At 38.1% G+C, this 20,248-nt stretch carries 23 protein-coding genes and 1 pseudogene; 11 read left to right on the top strand and 13 right to left on the bottom strand.

Going from position 1 to position 20,248, the window contains the following annotated elements; all coding sequences use genetic code 11:
- The first annotated feature begins 225 nt into the window (after window positions 1-225).
- The 3 genes from IV84_RS05405 (at window position 226) to IV84_RS05395 (ending at window position 4,563) form a co-directional block, all read left to right on the top strand.
- Entirely contained in the window at window positions 226-2,082 is a 1,857-nt protein-coding gene (locus tag IV84_RS05405; RefSeq protein WP_056986219.1) for a cation:proton antiporter family protein, read from the top strand.
- Between the two features lie 163 nt (window positions 2,083-2,245).
- Entirely contained in the window at window positions 2,246-2,911 is a 666-nt protein-coding gene (locus tag IV84_RS05400) for a histidine phosphatase family protein (RefSeq protein ID WP_046872355.1), read from the top strand.
- Window positions 2,912-2,928: 17 nt separating this feature from the next.
- Window positions 2,929-4,563: an APC family permease gene (locus IV84_RS05395; protein ID WP_056986218.1), complete on the top strand. Its 1,635-nt coding sequence runs from the start codon at window positions 2,929-2,931 to the stop codon at window positions 4,561-4,563.
- Between the two features lie 74 nt (window positions 4,564-4,637).
- Here the strand turns inward: IV84_RS05395 and IV84_RS05390 are convergent, their stop codons facing one another.
- Window positions 4,638-5,000 (bottom strand): MerR family transcriptional regulator, encoded by a 363-nt coding sequence (locus IV84_RS05390; protein ID WP_414477497.1) that lies wholly within the window; start codon window positions 4,998-5,000, stop codon window positions 4,638-4,640.
- 87 nt (window positions 5,001-5,087) lie between these two features.
- Between IV84_RS05390 and IV84_RS05385 the strand changes: the two genes are divergently transcribed.
- Window positions 5,088-5,657 (top strand): histidine phosphatase family protein, encoded by a 570-nt coding sequence (locus tag IV84_RS05385; protein ID WP_046872352.1) that lies wholly within the window; start codon window positions 5,088-5,090, stop codon window positions 5,655-5,657.
- Window positions 5,658-5,852: 195 nt separating this feature from the next.
- Here IV84_RS05385 and IV84_RS11065 read toward each other — a convergent pair whose 3' ends face one another.
- The 6 genes from IV84_RS11065 to IV84_RS05360 all read right to left on the bottom strand — a co-directional run bounded on the left by IV84_RS11065 (window position 5,853) and on the right by IV84_RS05360 (window position 10,256).
- Window positions 5,853-6,011, bottom strand: coding sequence for a hypothetical protein (locus IV84_RS11065; protein ID WP_100077841.1), 159 nt, complete (start codon window positions 6,009-6,011; stop codon window positions 5,853-5,855).
- A gap of 89 nt (window positions 6,012-6,100) precedes the next feature.
- On the bottom strand, window positions 6,101-6,508 hold the full coding sequence (locus tag IV84_RS05380; RefSeq protein ID WP_046872360.1) for a GNAT family N-acetyltransferase: 408 nt from the start codon (window positions 6,506-6,508) through the stop codon (window positions 6,101-6,103).
- A gap of 173 nt (window positions 6,509-6,681) precedes the next feature.
- Window positions 6,682-7,722 carry a zinc-dependent alcohol dehydrogenase family protein gene (locus IV84_RS05375; RefSeq protein ID WP_046872351.1) on the bottom strand — a complete coding sequence of 347 codons (1,041 nt, stop codon included), beginning with the start codon at window positions 7,720-7,722 and terminating at the stop codon, window positions 6,682-6,684.
- 168 nt (window positions 7,723-7,890) lie between these two features.
- On the bottom strand, window positions 7,891-8,865 hold the full coding sequence (locus IV84_RS05370) for an amidohydrolase family protein (RefSeq protein ID WP_056986217.1): 975 nt from the start codon (window positions 8,863-8,865) through the stop codon (window positions 7,891-7,893).
- Window positions 8,866-8,876: 11 nt separating this feature from the next.
- Window positions 8,877-9,329 (bottom strand): MarR family winged helix-turn-helix transcriptional regulator, encoded by a 453-nt coding sequence (locus IV84_RS05365; protein ID WP_052694561.1) that lies wholly within the window; start codon window positions 9,327-9,329, stop codon window positions 8,877-8,879.
- A gap of 123 nt (window positions 9,330-9,452) precedes the next feature.
- Entirely contained in the window at window positions 9,453-10,256 is an 804-nt protein-coding gene (locus IV84_RS05360; RefSeq protein WP_046872358.1) for a Cof-type HAD-IIB family hydrolase, read from the bottom strand.
- A gap of 180 nt (window positions 10,257-10,436) precedes the next feature.
- Between IV84_RS05360 and IV84_RS05355 the strand changes: the two genes are divergently transcribed.
- From IV84_RS05355 to IV84_RS10880, 3 genes are all read left to right on the top strand, one after another.
- Window positions 10,437-11,315 (top strand): aldose 1-epimerase family protein, encoded by an 879-nt coding sequence (locus tag IV84_RS05355; RefSeq protein WP_046872349.1) that lies wholly within the window; start codon window positions 10,437-10,439, stop codon window positions 11,313-11,315.
- 148 nt (window positions 11,316-11,463) lie between these two features.
- Window positions 11,464-12,114, top strand: coding sequence for a histidine phosphatase family protein (locus IV84_RS05350; RefSeq protein WP_331244720.1), 651 nt, complete (start codon window positions 11,464-11,466; stop codon window positions 12,112-12,114).
- A gap of 329 nt (window positions 12,115-12,443) precedes the next feature.
- Window positions 12,444-12,605 carry a hypothetical protein gene (locus IV84_RS10880; protein WP_155387004.1) on the top strand — a complete coding sequence of 54 codons (162 nt, stop codon included), beginning with the start codon at window positions 12,444-12,446 and terminating at the stop codon, window positions 12,603-12,605.
- 52 nt (window positions 12,606-12,657) lie between these two features.
- Here the strand turns inward: IV84_RS10880 and IV84_RS11315 are convergent, their stop codons facing one another.
- From IV84_RS11315 to lacA, 5 genes are all read right to left on the bottom strand, one after another.
- Window positions 12,658-12,780, bottom strand: a complete 123-nt coding sequence (locus IV84_RS11315; protein WP_257722206.1) for a hypothetical protein — start codon at window positions 12,778-12,780, stop codon at window positions 12,658-12,660.
- 14 nt (window positions 12,781-12,794) lie between these two features.
- Window positions 12,795-13,472: a DUF4867 family protein gene (locus IV84_RS05345; protein WP_046872347.1), complete on the bottom strand. Its 678-nt coding sequence runs from the start codon at window positions 13,470-13,472 to the stop codon at window positions 12,795-12,797.
- Between the two features lie 65 nt (window positions 13,473-13,537).
- A complete protein-coding gene (lacD, locus tag IV84_RS05340; protein ID WP_046872346.1) occupies window positions 13,538-14,533 on the bottom strand; it encodes a tagatose-bisphosphate aldolase in 996 nt (331 codons plus the stop codon).
- 164 nt (window positions 14,534-14,697) lie between these two features.
- Window positions 14,698-15,216, bottom strand: a complete 519-nt coding sequence (gene lacB, locus IV84_RS05335) for a galactose-6-phosphate isomerase subunit LacB (protein ID WP_046872345.1) — start codon at window positions 15,214-15,216, stop codon at window positions 14,698-14,700.
- A gap of 319 nt (window positions 15,217-15,535) precedes the next feature.
- Complete coding sequence (gene lacA, locus IV84_RS05330; protein WP_046872344.1) at window positions 15,536-15,964, bottom strand: galactose-6-phosphate isomerase subunit LacA; 429 nt, start codon at window positions 15,962-15,964, stop codon at window positions 15,536-15,538.
- Between the two features lie 376 nt (window positions 15,965-16,340).
- Between lacA and agaB the strand changes: the two genes are divergently transcribed.
- Genes agaB through IV84_RS05310 form a run of 4 tightly spaced genes read left to right on the top strand, consistent with a single transcriptional unit; the run spans window position 16,341 to window position 18,989 of the window.
- Window positions 16,341-16,832, top strand: coding sequence for a PTS galactosamine transporter subunit IIB (agaB, locus tag IV84_RS05325; RefSeq protein ID WP_046872343.1), 492 nt, complete (start codon window positions 16,341-16,343; stop codon window positions 16,830-16,832).
- A 57-nt stretch (window positions 16,833-16,889) separates the two neighbouring features.
- Window positions 16,890-17,699, top strand: coding sequence for a PTS galactosamine transporter subunit IIC (gene agaC, locus IV84_RS05320; protein ID WP_046872342.1), 810 nt, complete (start codon window positions 16,890-16,892; stop codon window positions 17,697-17,699).
- Window positions 17,689-18,519 carry a PTS galactosamine transporter subunit IID gene (agaD, locus tag IV84_RS05315; RefSeq protein WP_046872341.1) on the top strand — a complete coding sequence of 277 codons (831 nt, stop codon included), beginning with the start codon at window positions 17,689-17,691 and terminating at the stop codon, window positions 18,517-18,519. The genes agaC and agaD overlap by 11 nt, the downstream gene beginning before the upstream one ends.
- Before the next feature lie 26 nt (window positions 18,520-18,545).
- Window positions 18,546-18,989: a PTS sugar transporter subunit IIA gene (locus IV84_RS05310; RefSeq protein WP_046872340.1), complete on the top strand. Its 444-nt coding sequence runs from the start codon at window positions 18,546-18,548 to the stop codon at window positions 18,987-18,989.
- A gap of 399 nt (window positions 18,990-19,388) precedes the next feature.
- Here the strand turns inward: IV84_RS05310 and IV84_RS05305 are convergent.
- Window positions 19,389-20,248: pseudogene (locus IV84_RS05305) on the bottom strand (reverse transcriptase domain-containing protein); the annotation flags it as partial.

Below are 20,248 nucleotides of genomic sequence, written 5' to 3'. Positions count from 1 at the left end.
AAGACAAGTGATTTTCTTGGCTTCAAATCGTGCCACCCCGTTCCAGGCCAGGTGAGCCGGAGAACGGCAATTAACCTGATTTTGCTGGACTAAACCGTTTAATAATAATAATTGGAGCATTTTTCCATCTTTAGTTAATTTATTTGCAAACTTTTTCAACATTTTTAGCAAAATTACTTGTACTATTTTGATTCCCTATTTATGATGGTGCGGGAGGAACTTATTATGAATCAAGTCTCATTACTTATTATGTTATTTGCAGCGCTAATCACACCCATGTTGATGGCGCGTTTTAAAATCAACTTTTTACCAACGGCCGTTGTTGAGATTATCCTTGGTATCATTCTAGGACCAAGTTTGCTTAACATTGTCCATCCGACCGCCATTTTAAAACAACTGTCCGACATCGGTGTGATTATCCTCTTATTTTTAAGTGGGATGGAAATCAACTTCGATTTATTTAAGAAACCCAAAACAGAGCTTTCGCCACTTGCTAAAAAGAATGCGGCCCAGGATTCAAAATGGTCACCGGTTGTATTGGCCTGTCTGTCCTACCTGACCGTAATTGTTATCTCATTAGGTCTGGCTGGAATCTTTAAATGGGCCCATCTTTTTTCTGATTTTTGGTTGGCAGCTATTTTATTTGCAACTATTTCCCTTGGGATTGTGATTGCTACTTTAAAGGAAAACGAATTACTAAGTAAAGCTTTTGGACAAACAGTGCTCCTAATTGCCGTTTTAGGTGAAGTGGTGCCCATGCTAGGCTTAACTTTTTATGCTTCATTCTTTGGTAGTGGCAGTAAAAGTCTTTGGTTACTGCTTTTAATTATTGTCGTAGCCGTTTTCCTCCTTCGCCGCTTTAAATTATTCTTTAACTTCTTTGAACAAATTAATAAATCAACCACGCAACTTGATATCCGGTTGGCGTTCTTTCTAATTGTCGCAATGGTCACCGTTGCTTCTTCAGTCGGTGCAGAAAATATTTTGGGTGCCTTCATCGCCGGAATCATCCTCAAACTTTTACGACCCAGTGAAAGCACTAAGGATAAACTAGATTCCATTGGTTATGGCTTCTTCATCCCAATTTTCTTCATGATGAGTGGTATTGGTCTGAATTTGCGAACCCTATTAAGTGATCCACAGGCTGTGACTTTGATTCCTTTATTTTTTATTGCTTATATTATTGCCAAACTGGCTGTCTATCCAATCTTAAAATTACGCTTTAAAAACATGAATGCCATTGCCGGAACCAGTTTATCAACTGCCACCATTACGATGGTTGTGGCCATTTTGCAGGTTGCTAAAAACATGCATACCATCAATAGTCACCAATCTGGCGCCTTTTTACTGGCCGCCATTTTGACTTGTATCGTAGCACCTCTGATTTTTAACAAGGCCTATAAACCGGAACCGGAAGATCTCAAGAAACAAATCGTCCATTTCATTGGTACAAATATTTTCACCGTGCCTGTTGCTCAGCAGCTCACTCAAGGTTGGTATGATATTCAGATGTACACTGATAATGAAAAGAATTTTCACACCTATAATAGTGAAGTCCAAACCCACCTGGTGGCCAATCTGGACGCTGATGAGTTAATTAAACAGGGCGTGTTTGATACTGACATTTTGGTTGTGGGTCATTTCCGCGCGCAAGAAAATTATGAATTAGCAAAGGCGGCTAAAGCTTACGGAGTGCGCCGTGTCATTGTGCGTTTTGAAGATCGTAATATTCTGAGCGCCCATGAAAAAGAATTGCAAGAGCTCGGAATTGAGGTTTACAACACGCCTGCTGTAAACATTGCCATGCTCCGAGGACTGATTGAAACACCGTCAACCTTGCTTCTCTTGAATGATACTAAAAACGCAATTTTTGAAGTTCAAGTTCGTAACCGTAAATACACAGGGACTGAAATCAAAAATCTACCGTTTATTAATAAAATTACAATCAGTCAAATCTTTCGTAACCGCCACGTAATCCGACCAGCCGGTTCGACCCAACTAGAATTAAATGATCGCATTATTTTTACTGGCAACAAAGAAGATACAGAAGAAATTCGTCAAGAACTCGGTAAACTAAACTAATTTTCCAAAACAAGTAATTCGTTGGTTGATAACCGATGGATTACTTGTTTTTTGTAAGCGATATCTTTTAATTTAGATTAATTAAAACCAAAATAAGGCTACAACTACAGTCATGGCCTGTGATACAATAACTTTCGGACATTAAACGGAAAGGAGTAATTTTATGAAAACATTTGAAGTTTATTTTGTGCGTCACGGGCAAACCTTTTTCAACCGATATAATCGGATGCAAGGTTGGTCTGATTCGCCCCTAACTAAAAAGGGCTGGCACGATGCAGAAGTTGCAGGTCAACGCTTAGCAAATGTTCCGTTCACCGCTGCCTACTCTAGTGATACCACGCGCGCGTTTAATACCGCCAACACCATCGTCCATAGTAATAAATCGCCGGGACTCACTGTCAAACAATTAGCAGAGTTTCGAGAAGAATTCTATGGTTATTTTGAAGGTGCTGACTCCGCGCAAACTTGGTTCCAAGTTTTGCAGCCCATTAGTTCCGTACGCACCTTTCACGAATTTTTGATTGATCATGATATTAGTGAATCAAAAAACGCCGTTAAAGCTGCTGATCCTTTTCATGAGGCCGAAGATCATCAAGATTTTTGGCAACGGTTAGATAAGGGTTTTAATTACCTAATTGATCACAGTCAAGACCGCGATAAAATTTTGGTTGTCTCGCATGGCACCACAATTCGCAGTATTGTGGGCCGCTACGCACCGGACATGGATATTACAACCAGTCCCAGTAACGGCAGCGTTACAAAATTAACCATTCAGGATTCTCAAATTTCTGTTAATTACTTTAATCAGATAGATAAACTAATTAATTAAAATAGGAGAATTTAAAAATGAAAGACTCACCCTTAGATACCAATAAGCATTACATAAGCTGGCCCGTGGTTGCTTTAATGGATTTTGTAACTGTCATTGGTTTTGATGATTTAATCTACAATTTCCATAATCAAGGTTTAGCGATTGTTACCACTTGGATCATCATGTTGATCCTCTTCGTTTGGCCTTACGAAATGATGGTCGGCCAGTTAGGTTCCACTTTTCAAAACGAAGGTGGCGGTTTATCATCATGGATTCGTTCCACCAACGGCGATTTAGCTGGTTACATGGTGGCTTTCCTGTACTGGATTGCCGGTCTTCCTTACGTCGTTGATGTCGCCAATTCGGTGGTTGTGTCCATCAGTTGGTTGGTTAAAGGAAATGGTGATCTCAATAAATACATGTCGACTTTCATGTTTGCCATTTTCACGGCCATTATTTTTATCGGCTTTATCTGGTTCCAGCATTTATTCAAGAATAGATCCCTAGAAATTATGAGTACTGTCGGTGGCGCCGCCATGTTTATCATGACAATCCTGTTTGTGGTTATGACCGTGGCCGCTTTAATGCATGGCCGCCACATCGAAACGCAACCATTTAACTTACAGGCCTTTATTCCAAAAATCGATGGTCATTTCTTATCTACGTTTGGTTTGTTAATTTTTGCCATTAATGGTGCCGAATTAGCCGGCCCTTACGTTAAAGAAATGAAACATGGTAATCGCGATTTTCCTAAAGCGATGATGATGCTCTTAGTAATGACCGGTTTTCTAACCGTCTTTGGCTCATTCTCACTGGGTGTCTTCTTTAACGCTCATCATCTGCCTTATGACTTAAAAATGAATGGTTCCTACTATGCCTTTCAAGCGCTTGGCAAACAATTCGGCATGGGTAACACCTTGATGTACATCTTTGCCGTTGCCCAATTCGTTTATATGTGTGCGCAACTGGCTGTTATTTTGGATGCCAGCACCCGAATCTTTATTTCAGATGTTTCTAAAAAGTATCTGCCAAAACGCCTCACAAAATTAAACAGTGATGGTTTGCCAATTAATGGGTACTGGCTGACAACTGCCATCGTTTCGCTGGTATTGTTCTTAAGTAACTGGCTTCCAAGTATCAATGATATGTTCAACTGGTTATTAAATATCAACGGAATTGTGTCCCCATTTGTCACAAGTTTCGTGTTCTATGCCTTCATGCGGATTCGCGCAAAAAGCAAAGATTATCCGTCAGAATACAAGTTTATTAAAAGTGATCGCTTTGCTTGGTTAGTCGGACTTTGGTGTTTATTGATTACGTTGATCTTCTCAATTATGGGAATTCGACCAACTGATGCCAACCCTGGTACCGTGCTCTACACCAAAGAATTAACTTTAAACATTGTGATTCCACTTATCTTTATTGCGCTTTCTGCGGTCTTGCCTTACATGGCAAAAATTGGCCGTGAGCATCTCACCAAACAAGCTTGGCAGTCAACACCTTTAGCTTTAATCGTATTTGCAATTGCCGGCTACATGCTTACCCAACATTTGACTGGGGCTGGAATTGCCACAATGATTCTTAGCTGGGCTTTAGATGTGCTCTTGTTTATCATTATTTATCAAATTACCTTTAAACTAATTATCCGTAATCATTCGGTGAATAACTAAAAACTCAATTTGTTTTAGGTATCACAAAAGAGACCAAGCAAACCTATAATCTTAGGTAAGCTTGATCTCTTTTTTTATTCTGGCATTAAAGCCTGCACGTCTTTAATTTTAGCTTTTAAATGTTGCATAGATTGATCTAATTGGGCTGCCTTCACCTCTGACTGACCTAGCTGTTTTTGTAAAATAGATAATCGTTCGGCCACCGTTTCATCACCCTGCTGATAAATCTCAAGAAAATGTTTTATTTGGCCGAGCGTCATGCCACATTCTTTCACACATAAAATAAAATCAATCCGTTTGAGATCGGCTGATTGAAAATTGCGAATCCCGTTTACTCGTTTTATTGGCCCTAACAAATTTTCTCGTTCATAATACCGAAGCGTTGCTGTAGAAATATGAAACTGTTTTGCTACTGCATCAATTTTCAAGATCTTCACCTCTTGACTTGAAGTATACTTCAAGGAGTAGTATTTAAATAGAGGGTAACGCTAAGAAACCTCAATTTTATTAAGCAGGTGAAACTAATGAAAACTTTATACCTTGTTCGTCATGGTGAAACACTTTTTAATGTGGAACATAAAATTCAGGGCTGGTGTGATTCACCGCTGACCCAAAATGGCATTAACCAAGCAACCCAATTAGGTGAATTCTTTAAAAAGATCCACCTTGATCACGCTTATAGTTCAACTTCAGAACGTTGTTGTGATACAACAGAATTGATCTTACAAAATTGCATGCCCTACACGCGCTTAAAAGATCTGAAAGAACAAAATTTTGGTGCCTTTGAAGGAGAAAGTGAAGATCTAAATCCTCAAACTCCAAAAGATTACGAAACATTTTTCTTGCCTTATGGTGGTGAATCATCAAATACCGTTGGAAAACGAATGCTTACGTGTCTCACCTCAATTATGACAAAACCAGATAATGGCCAAGTGTTGGCCGTTTCTCATAGTGGCGCCTGTTTTAATTTTTTACGCATGCTACAGGATCCCACAGAAGAACTGCAAAAAGGCTTTTCCAACGGAACCATTTTTGTTTATCACTTTGACCAAAATCAGTTTCAATTGGCAAAGGTAATTCGAAATTTTAAATAAATCTATCTAATTATTACAAATAATCATGCGGTAATCAACATAATTTCGTTAGGCTAAACTGCTTAATGGCAGCACCTGAAGTCATTTTTGTACTTTCAACCTTTAAAATTAAAATAAGATCATTTCACAAATGCTTTTTTGGCATCCAGAAATGATCTTATTTTTTCGTAAATAGAAATCACGAGGCAAATATTTCTATTTTAATCCAGCCACATCGCGCTGTTTACGATTTGCCTCTTGTGTTACATAATGAAGAACCGTTTTGTATTCTTTACGTGTAGCATCTTTTGAAAAAGTTCCAAAATTACGATCATACTTTTGCATGATTTTTTCAGCATTTTCTTTATCAGTCATCTAACAGTTTCTCCAATTTTGGTTCATTGTACGTCTCGGGTAAAACCAGTCGTACATTTATTACATCGTCAATACCATCTATACAATTATTAATTCCATCGCGTATCTTTGAAAAAGGTACGAATATGATTTTTTTCAGCATCCAGTAATCCAACTGATGTATAAAAAACCTTTGTTGCGTCCTCATCATCCGTAATCAAAACTGTCTGACCAACAGGGTAGGCTCGCGCTAATTTAGTTATTAAGTTGCTTCCAATCCCTTGCCGTTGATAATCAGGCAATACTAAAACATCTTGAATAAACAAAATAGTTTGCTTATCTGTTATTCCTCTTGATAAACCCACTAGCTTTTCATTCGACCATGCAGTGATAGCTACCGAATTTTGAAATGCACTTTCTAAATTTTCTTTGTTTTGTGTATATGCAACCCAACCAACGGCAGCATATAAACTAACTAATTGATCTTGATTTGGTATTTGTTTTGAGTATTTAATCATAATGATGCCTGCACTTTCTTTGATCACAATAACAAAGCAATTATTTAGTGCAGTAAAACTCACAATCCAATTTTAGCCATTTGATTTCCTCACAACTCTTTTAACTAGCCAATTTAAACATATTTTCAGTTTCTAAACAGTATGAATTTTGATTAACGTGATTTTTGATTTATTTACCCTTCGCTAATGACCAACAAGGACTTAATAGCAGTTCGTTTGTCCATTGCTTCATAAGCATCTTCAATATGATCCAAATCAAATCGTTTTGTGAATACTTTTCCAGGATTAATCTTGCCAGCCAAAACAGCATCCAATAAAATTTCTTTATCATACGTTGTCACAGCTGCAATTCCACCACGTAAACCAATATTCCGGAAGAAAAGATTATTCGTATTCATATCTGCTTTTTGAGGAATCCCCACTCGACCAACAACTGCACCGGGACGACCAACCTTTACAGCCGTATCAACGGATTGTTCCATGCCCACACACTCAAGCACAGCATCTGCACCGGTACCAGTTAATTCCATCACGTGTTTTACAGCTTCATCCCCACGTTCTGGAACAATATCGGTTGCGCCAAACTCAAGTGCCAACTTTTGCCGATCTTCGTGCCGACTCATCGCAATGATACGTTTGGCACCACGTAGTTTAGAAGCAATGACGCCGCACAAACCAACCGCACCATCACCCATCACAACTACTGTATCGCCTTTTTTAACTTCAGCAGTTGCGGCTGCATGATAGCCAGTTGCCATGACATCTGACAAGGTTAAAAGTGAATTTAATTGTGCATCAGAATAATCCTTGGGTTGACCAGGAATCTTTACTAATCCCCAGTTAGCGTTTGTATATCGTAAATATTCAGCTTGATAGCCACCCTTAGTCCCAGATACCGGATTCAAACAATCACCATCAAAACCTGCTAAACATGCAGCACAATGACCACATCCATGGGTAAATGGTGCGACAACAAAGTCTCCGGGTTTGATATCCGTAACTTCAGACCCAACTTCTTCTACAACCCCGATTGCTTCATGACCAACTGTGACGTTCGTGTCTCGTTTTGAAATGCCACGATACCACCATAAATCAGACCCACACACGCAGGCTCTCACAATTTTAATCAGTGCATCAGTTGGTTTTTCAATTTGTGGCTTTTCTACTTCATGAACTTCCATTTTTCCTGGTCCCATAAATACTGCTGCTTTCATAAAGACATCTCCCAAATAAATTTTAAGTCCTTTACCTAACATTCTACAGTATTTATCATAAACCTTAAAGTTCACTTCACGGCAAGTACTTTTTTAGTTTTTTGATATCAAAAATGGCCATTACGTTTGCTTTTTCAATCGAAAGCACGTAATGACCATTTTAATTTTCTATAGTTTGAATAGTTTTTCTGCTGTTCCATGGGCAAACTGTTCACGTTGCTCGTCACTAAGATCAGCTTCAGTAATGAACTTCTTAACGCTATCTTTTCGTTCAATATAAGGATAATCCTCTGAATACATTAAGTGATCGGCACCCATTTCGGTAAGAACCATCTGCAATTGAGGATCCGTGAACATGCCAGATGGGGTGACATACACGTTCCGTTTATAGTAATACTCAAATGAATGAGGCAAATCAAGACCTGAGAATGGCAAAAACTCCGATAGTCGTTCCAAGAACATTGGGACAAATTCACCCCAGTGACCGGAAACTAATTTAAGGTTTGGATACTTTTCCATTAAGCCCGAAATAATTAAACGAACCATCTGAACACCTTGCTCCATGTGCCAGCCCCATGCAGCACCGCCCATAAACGTAGCCAATGCTGGTGAATAAGCCTTACTGTCATATAAAATGGCCTTCTGCTCATCTTTAATAACCCCAGGGTGCAAATACAAAGGCACATCCAACTTAGCAGCCATGGCAAAGATTGGTTCGAATTTCGGATCATCTAGGAATTGCCCATCAATCGTACCACTAATGATAGCTCCCTTTAATCCAAGCGTTTTAACCGCTCTTTCGAGTTCCTTCGCAGCCTCTTCTGGTTTGTTAACCGGTAAGGCAGCTAGACCAGCCAAGCGATCTGAACGTGCAGAAACGGCTTCTGCCAACGTATCATTCTGGGCACGACAAGCATCAACAATATATTCATCAGGTAATACTTGTGGCGAATTACCAGCATCAGAAATTACCTGCATATCGATTCCATACTTATCCATATATTCAATCCGTTTATCGAAATTAGTTAAAGTCTTCCCCAAAATTTCTTGGTGAGGATTATTGTTTTTCACTTTAGAATAGGCGTTAAACTGCTTAATGTTTGCTGGTGTATCAAAATGCTCTTCAACGGTAATAATTTTCATAATTTTTCTCCTTAATTTTCATCTGAATTATCATGGATATGACTCATTGTTCGTAAGGCATTAACAAAACTTTTTTGATCGAAATTTGAATCTTGTGCTTTGATACCTGTGATTAACTTAGCTTCTTCAGCATCAAGAATCTGCAGGATTTGTGGATAAACTGTTGTCCCCTTGTCAGTTAAAACAAGTTGATAAGCCCGTTTGTCTTGCGGATGCGGATGACGTTTTACAAAACCTTGCGTAATCAATTGTTTAACTGCTCTAGTGACATTACTTGGATCAATAAATTCAGTTTCTCCCAACTTTTTTTGGGTAAGACCAGGGTTATCATGAATTTTTAAAATATAAAAATACTGACTGGCGCTCAATCCAATTTCTGCAAGCTGCTGATCAAGACTCTGACTGACTTGCCGACTAGCAATCATTAACCATTTGTGAATCGAATTATCGCGAGACTCTGTCAAAACTATCACCTCTTGATTTCATATTATATGTCTATATAGTTGTGCACGCAACTAATTTGCCCTCAAAAAAATTGCTAAGATTCAGTTCTCTCAACAAAACCAACCTTAGCAACTTTTTTTATATTACTCATTTTTAGCGAAATATGTTTTCAAGAAATCAGCAACCCCGTCATGATTATTATCCAAAACAGTCACATGATTGGCAGTCTTTTTGGCTTCCGGTGTCCCGTTTGCCATTGACACCCCAACACCGGCACTAGCCAACATTTCCAAATCATTTTCGGCATCCCCGAACGTCATCAAATTTTCTCTCGTCCAGCCCAAATGGTCCAATAACACATCCAGAGCTGAGCCCTTATCAATTCCGGGCTTTAAGAATTCGAGAATCATTGGCTGCGAACGCACAATGTGAAACTCCTTGCTTAATTGCGCTGGCATTTCGGCCACAATTTTATCTAACGTTGCCGGTTCGGTACAGATAACTGCCTTGCTGTAGTCGACATCCGGAATTTTAGCGAAGGGCACGTGCAAAAAGTGCATATTGCCCCCCAACCGTTTTTCATAGCCCGAAAGTGGTAAGTCGTTGATTGGATAAACGCCGTTAAAATCAAGAATATCTAACGGATAGTTATGTGCCTCACAGAACTCATGTAAATGCGTAAAGTGATCCCGTTTCATTCCTTTTTCCATCAATGGTTTTTTATCCACATTATGAATTACGAGCGACCCGTTAAAATTAACAGAATAATCTTTTTCGTTCATTAGCCCTAATTGTTTAAGCCAATCCCAAATTGCATTAATCGGGCGACCTGTACATAATACAACGGCTTTACCTGCCTTATGTAGCTTTTTTAATGCCGCAGTGTTAGCTTCACTAATCTTTTTGTCCGAATTAAGTAATGTATTATCTAAATCTAGTGCTATCATTTTGATCAAAATTCAGTACCTCCACCTTTGTTGCCTTTAATTAGAATTTTTTCTTAAGTTTTCTGAAATAGTTTGAAAGATTTCTAAAGTTCTCAAATTTCATCAGAGAAAGCCTTTACATTAATTGTCAACTGTTCCATCATATACCTGTACCCAATAAATTGAAAAGAGGCAATATGAATGATTACAATTAAAAACAGTAAACTAGAAGTTGAAATTGATCAACTTGGTGCGCAAATCACTCATGTGACAGATGTTAAAGGACAGTTTGATTACATTTGGAATGGAAAAGCATGGAAACGTCATGCCCCGATTCTTTTCCCATCAATTGGGAGATCAAATGATGATCACTATGTGGTTGATGGTCAAACTTATCCAATGCCTCAACACGGTTTCGCCCGTGATTTACAATGGGAGAATGTTCGTAAAGCCGACGATCAAGTTTTGCTTCAATTAAAAGCTAGTCCGAAAACTAAGGAATATTATCCATTTGATTTCACTTTACAAGTTGATTATAAACTAGTTGGCAACCAACTCTTAACAAAGTATAGTGTTACAAACAATGACAAACAAACAATGCCATATGCCTTGGGATCTCATCCTGGCCTTAACATCCCTATCGATGATGACGGTGTTTTTGAAGACTATCGCTTAACATTCGGTCCTCATCCAAAGGAAATTCAAAAATTAGGCATTAATCCAGCACCTTTCCGTGATGGCACAAAGGCTCCATTTGAAGCTCTTGATGGTAATGTTTTGAAATTAGATCATAGCACATTTGATGATGGTTTAATTATCCTGGATGCCAAAAAGATTGAAACAGTCACGGTTAGCTCCGATCAGACTGCCCATCAAATTAAATTAAACATCAAGCATTTCCCATACGTCACGCTTTGGACCATGGAAAATGCCACTGAACCTTATCTTTGCATTGAACCCTTTGCTGGTTTGCCAGATCAAGCTAGTGATCATCCAACTGATTGGGCTAACAAAAAGGGTAATAATTTTGCTGAACCAGGCGAAACCCAATCCTTTGAATATGGAATTGAATTTTCATAAACCGATTTTTACTAATTAAAAATGTTAAAATGAGAACAGTGCAAAATTGCACTGTTCTTTTATCTTATTAATTATCGAGAGTGTTTTTACTCTTATATGGTAAAAACGCGTTCAAAAGGCAACTTTTGAACCCTCTCAGAATGGAAGGATTCTTATCAAAAAATTTACCGTTTATCTCGTTCGTCATGGTGAAACTTATCTTAATAAATATGACCGGATGCAAGGCTGGGCCGATGCACCACTCACACCACAGGGCATTCAAGATGCTCATGATGCAGCTAAAAAATTGCAGGGAATCCACTTTACACAGGCTTTCTCTAGTGACCTCACCCGTGCAGTTGATACCGCCCACTTCATTTTAGAAGATACTAAAAACACTGATTTACCTGTAACGCAATTAACTAATTTGCGGGAAGCTTTCTTTGGTTACTTTGAAGGTGCTAATGGTCCTGAAACCTGGGATACAATCTGTCGCCCACTTGGATACGATGGTGTCGACTCCTTTTTAGAAGATCATTCTTTTTATGAAGCCCGTGATGCAATGCACAATGCCGATCCTTTTAAAGACGCTGAAGATAGTCAAACCTTTAAGAAGAGAATTCTTGCCGGGATCGACCAACTTGTCAAAAACGCCAACAATGGCGATACTTTACTCGTTGTTTCCCATAGTGATGCGATGAGAAGCCTCATTCAATTACTGGATCCAACCATCGATGTCCATTTACCAATTAAAAATGGCAGTGTTAATATTTTAGAATTTACCGATGCGACGGCTAAAGTGACAACTTATAATGAATAACTAAAGCTTGAAGGCACAAAAATAACTTCAGTTACTGTTATAAAGCATTTTAGTCCACCAAAGTTAGGTTAATTGTCGTTTTCCGGCTCACTTGGCCTGGAACGGGGTGGGTACGATTTGAAGCCAAGCAGTTCACTTGTCTTCAAAATCGACCTTTATCTAAGCGGAAAACCGCTAAGATAAATTTCACCCCTGAGGCCAAAACGCCTCCGAACTGGTAAAGCTTTGTACTTTCAACCTTTAGTGAATAAGCTTATCAGCAAGCAGTTTATTTCTGTTTTGCCTCCCAGCATGAGAAAATGAAGTAACTCAAGAAAGCAGGTGGCAAAATGAGTGATAAAAAACAAACTGACATGCCAGCATGTTTAATTGAACCTACTGGTAAAGATAAAATTACACAAGATAAGTTAAATCGAATTCACGATGAGTTGGTTAATCGTCAACTTGTCGAATTAGGAATTACCCCTCGTAAATTAGATAAAATAAAGTAATCAAAAAATGGTGCTACCTTTAATAGGTAGCACCATTTTTTATCTTCAACTATTACGCTTTGGTAATTGGAAACTCAGCAATTTGTTCTTTGATCTTTGATTGCTGTAATGTTTCTACGGTATCAATTTCATTTTTTTCTTCTGTTGATAATGTTTTCTTTTCTGTGTCAGCCATTTCGATCTACCTCTTTATTTTTGAATTGGCTTAATGTCGATTAATTTGCCTTTGACACCAGGTAAGATTCCCTGTGCAATCTTGTCAGTTCTAACGGCATGCGCCATCTGGAACTTATTTTTTTTGACAATCATTTTATTGGTTGTTTTAAAACCTGCTGGTAATGGTTGATTGGTTCCTTCCAATACCATGACAATTGCTTTAAAACCACTATTATCCACCTTGCATGGACTGTAATGTAACGTGTCACTGTACATTTCAAATACTGTGCCACGTGGTACAAAGAAGAGTCTAGCATTTTCTTCAGCATTGTACTCATAATCATGAATGTCTTGGCGTTTACCTAAGACCATTACAACATCGGTGAAAGTAATATTAACTTCACTCCCCTGATGAAATTCAATTGCTGAAAACGAAGTGCTCTGCCCCATACAAGGACCTGCTGAAATTGGCATTCCAGCATAAACATCAGTCGCAATTTGTTGAATTGTAGCATCATCTTCAATTGCCTTATCATCTGGAATATAATCGTTATGATCACTTGGAATCTTGATTTGAGAATCCATGTAATCTGTTACTTTACTTAGATCATACTGCTTATAGACTAGGCCATAATTGGCAAATGCATCACTATTAATATCATAAATAGTTTTATCTGGATTGGCCTTTTTAATTGCATCAAAATTACTCATAAATTATCTCCATTTTTAGAAAAAGAGTTGCACCAACTTGGCACAACTCTTAAGGTTAAAAGCAATTATTTTTGAACTTTGTCGAACCATGAAGTTGCTGTATCAGCTAAGACTTTGTTCAAATCTTCAATGTTCTTACGGCCTTGTGTTTGTAACCACTTATGACCGGCTTCTTCGCTTTCACCAGCAAATGGTTCAACTGAATGACGCCATGTTGCACGGCCACAAAGGACACCGTTAAATGTTGAGCCTGCTTCTTTAGCAAACTTCAATTCTGCTTGGAATAATTCAGCTGAAACACCAGCACTCAAGAAGATGAATGGTAAGTCAGTTGCATCGCTTTGTTCCTTATAGTACTTAGCAGCATCTGCTTTACTATAAACAACATCAGAACTGTCTTTAGCAAATCCTTCAACGTATGCTTGGTTAACTGGAACTTCAAGCTTCAAGACATCAACACCATATTGTGGCTTTGAAAATTCTTTAGTCATTTCAATAACCTTATGTGGCTTTACTTTAGCGAATTCCTTGCCAGTTGCATCGTCGTTGTTAGCATCATATGATACTAATTCCAAGAATAATGGCATATCTTCGCCTTTGCATTCACTGCCTAAACGTTCGATAAAGACTTGTTTGCGATGATTAATATCTCCGCCTTCATCTGGATCGTAGTAAAGCAAGAACTTGATGGCATCAGCGCCTTGTTCCTTCAAACGACGAACTGACCAGTCATCCAAAATGTCTGGGAAACGGCCAGGCTCAGTAGCGTCATAACCAGTGCGTTCGTATGCAAGCAATAAGCCAGCACCATCTGCACGAGCCTTTGAAGCTGGAAGTCCGTATTGAGGATCCAACAAAATACCTGTTGCATATTGTGTTAATTCACTTGATACAGCAACTTTAAAGTCTTCGATTTCTTTTTGTGATGCTTCTTTGCCACTTGCAGCACCAATCATTTTTTTGAGTGAGCCACGTTGGTCAATTGCTAAAGCATCAATAACGCCATCTTTATTAGATAAAGCTTTGATTCCTTTTTCCTTGCCTGGTGTTAATTTCAACATAAAATAATTACCCCTTTTTTGTTTTTTCATGATTACTCATGAATTATTTAACGGTTTCATTATAGGTCGCTTGTTACATTTTTTCAATAAGACAGCATTTCAAAAAAATGATTGCTCTTACTGAGACTAATGCTCAAAAGTTATTCACCTTTTGAAAGCACTCTCTAGTCGTGATAAACGCCTTCAGCCCATTTTTCATTTTCTTCATCAAAGAAGTGTGGGTTATCTTTTTGATCTGGGTTTGGTTTCGCAATATGGTCGATTTTATCGATAATCTTCTTGTTTTCTGGTGTTTCTTTATATTCAGAGTTCAAGAATACCGAAATAATATCTTCACAAAGATGTTCACCAACTGTTGCGCCACCAAAACCAATGATATTAGCATTCAATTCTTCTTTAGCATAACGTGCAGTAAGCAAGTTAGGTGTTAAAGCAGCACGGATTCCTTCGTTTTTGTTGGCTGCAGTATTGATACCAATCCCAGTACCACAAAGAACAACACCCAAATCAGCCCGGCCATCAGCAACATCTTCAGCAACTCGTTTGCCATAAATTGGGTAATGGGTCCGAGTTGTATCGTAAGTTCCTTCATCGATAACCGTGTATCCTTCGGACTTCAAGAAATTTGAAAGCTTAATTTTAACATCTGTAACAATATGGTCATTACCAATAGAAATAATCATGTGATTTTCCTCCTCAAAATTAATGTTTATTTTCGGGACGGATGTCCATCTGAACTACGCTGCTAAAGCATCTAGTTAGACTGGCTCCTCCTCGTATTTTATGTTTACTTGTTTTTAAAACGGTTTCAATTTTTGATATGACATTCTGTTCACTTTAATCTAGAACTGCTCGGTGAATAAACGTCCTTCTTCACACACTTTAGATCGGCTTCAAAGAGCATTTGCCTCCGCTGAGTTACACATAACGAACGATCCTAAAACCCGGATCATTCGCCATGCTAGACTCTGCTCAGCAAATAACCGCTCTTTTCAGCACACTTTAGATCATCTTATTCAGCATATCCAAACGAACTTGATGACGACCGCCAGCATACTCTGTATCCAAATAATATTGAACAATGTTATATGCTAACTTCTCACCAACAACGCCACTACCAAGTGAAATCGCCTTTGCACCATTATGCATCGCTGTCATATGTGCTGTATTCTCTTCAACCACATTAGCAGTAACCATTCCTTTAACCTTGTTACTTGCCATGGCAGAACCTACACCATATTCATCAAACATAACCGCTTTGTCAGCATTACCATTTAAAACTTCTTTGGTAACAGCAAGTGAAGAATCTACGAAGTCTTCTGCAGGCTTTTCACTAACATCAATTACTTCGTAGCTGTGATCCAACAAATACTTCTTAACTTGTTCCTTTAAATTAAATCCTTTTTTGTCTGAACCAATTACGACTTTCATGCAAATCTCTCCTTTTGTTTTTGTTTTAAGCAAGCTTGCAAATGTTTTTATTTGTTTGTTTGTGTTCACTAACAATCTATCATATTTTTTTTTAATAGTCAATCATAAATCAATCAAATACTATTGAATGTTCTTCATAAATTCTTATGTTTTTACTATATATAGAAACATTTCTGCAAGAAAACTCTAAATTTAGTTTTGAGTCTTCTGTTTGAATTAAACTAATAAAAGAAAATTTCAAAAATAGTCTTGACAAATGAAAGCGCTTTGCTATCATTAGCTTGTAAACAGAAACGCATCAATAAATGAATTATTTTGTTTATAAATGTTAGTTTCTTATTTTATTTTAAATCAATGGATAAGGAGGTGAACAAATATGGCCGCAGACATTTTATTAACTAGAATTGATAATCGATTGGTTCATGGACAAGTTGGAGTTACTTGGACCCGTGCCTTGAATGCAAACTTAATTTTGGTTGCCAATGACTTAGCCGCAAAAGATCCTTTACAGCAAAAGCTGATGTCCACAACAGCCGATTCATCTGGTGCCGATATTCGTTTCTTCACTCTTGAAAAAACGATTGACATCATTGATAGGGCTGCTGATCGACAAAAGATTTTCATTGTCGTTAAAACACCTGCAGACGCAAGAACTTTAGTAGAAGGAAATGTACCTATTAAAGCGATTAACGTTGGAAACATGCATTTTGCTCAGGGCAAAACGGAAATCACAAAGAAAGTTTATGTTGATGCCAAAGATAAAGAAGATCTTCTCTATCTTGCAGGTACAGGAGTCAAAATTTATATACAGGATTATCCTGGTGATAAAGAATCTGAAGTAAATGACCAGTTATTGAAGAATGTCTGATTATTGATCCTTGGATTTTTCACAGTTGTTTATATTTTATTTTGGAGGTGAAGCATAATGTCTATTACTATGGGACAAGGTATTTTAATTGCAATTTGGGCCATGATCGCCGGACTAGATTGTTGGTTACAAGCTTTCTTTATTTTTAGACCTATTATTGTTTGTACAATTACAGGACTAATCTTGGGTGACCTACAGTTAGGTGTTATTGCTGGAGGACTTACTGAACTTGCATTTGCAGGTTTAACTCCAGCCGGCGGTACACAACCACCTAACACAGTGCTTTGTGGGATTATGACAGTTGTTATTGCTAAAGCAAACGGAACTGCCCCTGCAACAGCGATTGGTCTTTCATTACCATTTGCTATGTTAATGCAATACATTTTGTTACTGTTCTACTCATCATTCTCTTTATTCATGAGTAAATTTGATAAATATGCAGCAGAAGGTAACGCTAAAGCATTTAAGCGCTTAAACTTCGTTCCGCTCACAATTGTTACATTGTCATTCGGAATTGTTGCTTTCTTAAGTGCTTATGCTGCTCAAGGTCCAATGCACACTTTGGTTACATCAATGCCACAATGGCTAACGCACGGCTTTGAAATAGCCGGTGGCATTCTTCCAGCTGTTGGTTTTGCGATGTTACTTAAAGTAATGTTGAAGCCACAATATTTCCCTTATCTACTACTTGGATTTGTTATGTCAAGTATGATTCCATTCTCAAATGTTCTCCCTGTAGCTTTGGTTGGTGCAGTGTTTGCAATGATCGAGTACTTCAGAACTAGTGAGACTAATGAATTAAGAACTGAAATTAAAGGCTTAAAGGATTCATCTAATAGCGGAGGAGGTTATAACGATGGCATCTAATAATACTGTAGAAAAAAAGAATACTGGAAAAAGAAAAAGTCTTTTTACTAATCATGAAATATCGATGTTAGGTATTCGTTCTAACCTCGTTCAAGCTTCGTTTAGTTATGAACGAATGCATGCGCCAGGTTGGACATGGGCTCAATTACCCTACTGGGAGAAAATTTATAAAGGTGATAAGGATGGATTAAAACGTGTTATGACAGATAACATGGAATTCATTAATAGTTCACCACCCTTGTATCCTATCCTAATGGGCTTGCTTCTCACAATGGAAGAAGATCACGTTGATCCTACTACTATTAAAGGTTTAAAGAATGCCTTATTTGGTCCTATGGCAGGTATCGGTGATGCTATTTTCTGGTTTACCATTATGCCTATTGTTGGTGGTATTTCTGCTTCGATTGCCAAAAATGGTAATGTTTTCGGACCAATCTTGTTCTTCCTTGTTTATTTGTTCCTTTTCTGGTCAAGAATACCTTTAGCACATTTAGGCTATAACTTAGGTACAAGAGCTATCGATGTTATTGAAGACAATTCTAAGGTTATTTCACATGTTGCTTCAATTCTTGGCCTAACAGTTATTGGTGGTTTGATTGCTTCTTACGTCACCATGAAATTAACCATTACGATTGGTGCAGGTGGTAATTCTGCCATTAGTTTACAGAAAGATCTTTTTGATAAGATCTTCCCAAACATCCTCCCATTTGCCTTTGTATTCTTCCTATACTGGTTATTAAAGAAGAATATTAATCCTCTTTGGTTAATTGTAATTACTTTTGTTCTCGCAATTGGAATGTCCTTTATTGGTTGGATGTAAAAGATTATTAAGTTGGAGGTTTTTAAATGAACGACAAAATTAACGTTATTGTAAGTGGCCATGGAAAATTTGCTACAGGAATGCAAGGTGCCCTTCACCTATTGACCAAAATTCCAGATACCTTCCAGTTTGTGGATTTTGAAGAGGGTTTGTCAGATGATGACTTAAGAAAGAAATTTCAAGCTATTCTGAATGAGCATGCAGGAGAACAAATCTTGTTCTTTACTGACCTTCTGGGTGGTACACCCTACAAAGTTGCAGCAGAATTTGCAGTTAAAAGCGATAATACTGAATTAGTTGCTGGTTGTAATCTTGGTTCTTTGCTTGAAACAATTTACATGCAATTTGATTCAGCTAGTGCTTTAGCAGATGCACTTGTTACATACACAAAGAGTGGTATTGACAAGTTTAGTATGGATACTGCCACTACTAGTGACAACAACACTAATGACTTTGCAGATGGCATTTAAAAATCTTTATCCCAAATAATTTCTACAACGTGTTAAAAAATAAAAACTTCGATCATTCACAGTATGAGCTTACCGCGATGTTCGAAGTTTTTTTGTATCTCTTTTTTATAACCATTCGTAGTATCATACCTCAAAACTAAAGTTAAATACCCCTTTCTCTTTCACCACTAAATTCGCCACAAAAAATACTTGTGCGTCTTCAAAACAGCATCAGTCACTCATTTCCTGTGGTCATTTAGTTTTAATATGGACAGAGGTACATAGGATCTCAGTCAATAGCCCTTGACTACATTAATCTATTTAAAGGTTCTAGCAATCGAGTAGGAGGTAGTTGATTAATTCAACTACCGACCGCTCACACCACCGTACGTACGGATCCGTATACGGCGGTTCAGTAATTTAAGCATTCTGAATAGACTGGAGGGTCTTGGTTAGGTTCATCAAACCAAGACCCTCCAGTTTTTCATTTGTCAGGATATACAATACTGTTTTGCTATGTGCCGTACGCCAGTACCCCTTACGGGTATTAGCTGACTTAATCGCATCGCTATTGGATAGCCCTAATCGTTTCAAGTTAGTTATCTTCGTTTTGATTTTCTTCCACTGTTTCCAAATATACTGACGAATCCGAGACCTTAACCACTGGTCCAACGCGTGAGTGAAACTCGTCATTTTACCAACAGAAAAATGCTGTAACCATCCGAGCATCTTTTGACGAATTTCAACGAACATTTTGACCGTTGATACTCCTCGGCTACGCTTAGTAATATGCTTAAGTTCTTGCCTAATTCTCATCTTGGATTCTGTTGCCGGTCGCGCATAGGCGCCACCACGTCCAACTCCCAACGAGAAGCCTAAGAACTTTAGCCGTAAAGGAGAACCAACTCGCGTCTTCTTTTGGTTGACCGTTACTTTCAACCGACTTTCCAGAAAATTCGAAATACTCTTGAGGACTCGCTGTCCGGCTCGCTGGCTTTTAACGTAAATGTTACAGTCATCGGCATACCGGACGAATTTATGTCCTCGCTTCGTCAATTCTTTATCAAGCTCGTTCAAGTATTCTTCAATAAACTTAATCAGTAAATCATGGTTCACAGTATCAAAGTACGCTTTTAGGTCTAGGTCAACCACTTGGTGATATATCCTCCATTGTAAAATGAAGTAACCTGTTTAATGGCCTGCTGCGCACTCCTTCCAGGACGAAAACCAAAACTACTATTCGAGAACACTTGCTCAAACACTGGGCTCATAACTTGGGC

It is taken from the genome of Pediococcus damnosus (assembly GCF_001437255.1).
Taxonomy (GTDB): Bacteria; Bacillota; Bacilli; order Lactobacillales; family Lactobacillaceae; genus Pediococcus; species Pediococcus damnosus.
The sequence above is the reverse complement of the archived record's forward strand: the minus strand, read 5'-3'. Positions and strand labels throughout refer to the sequence as shown.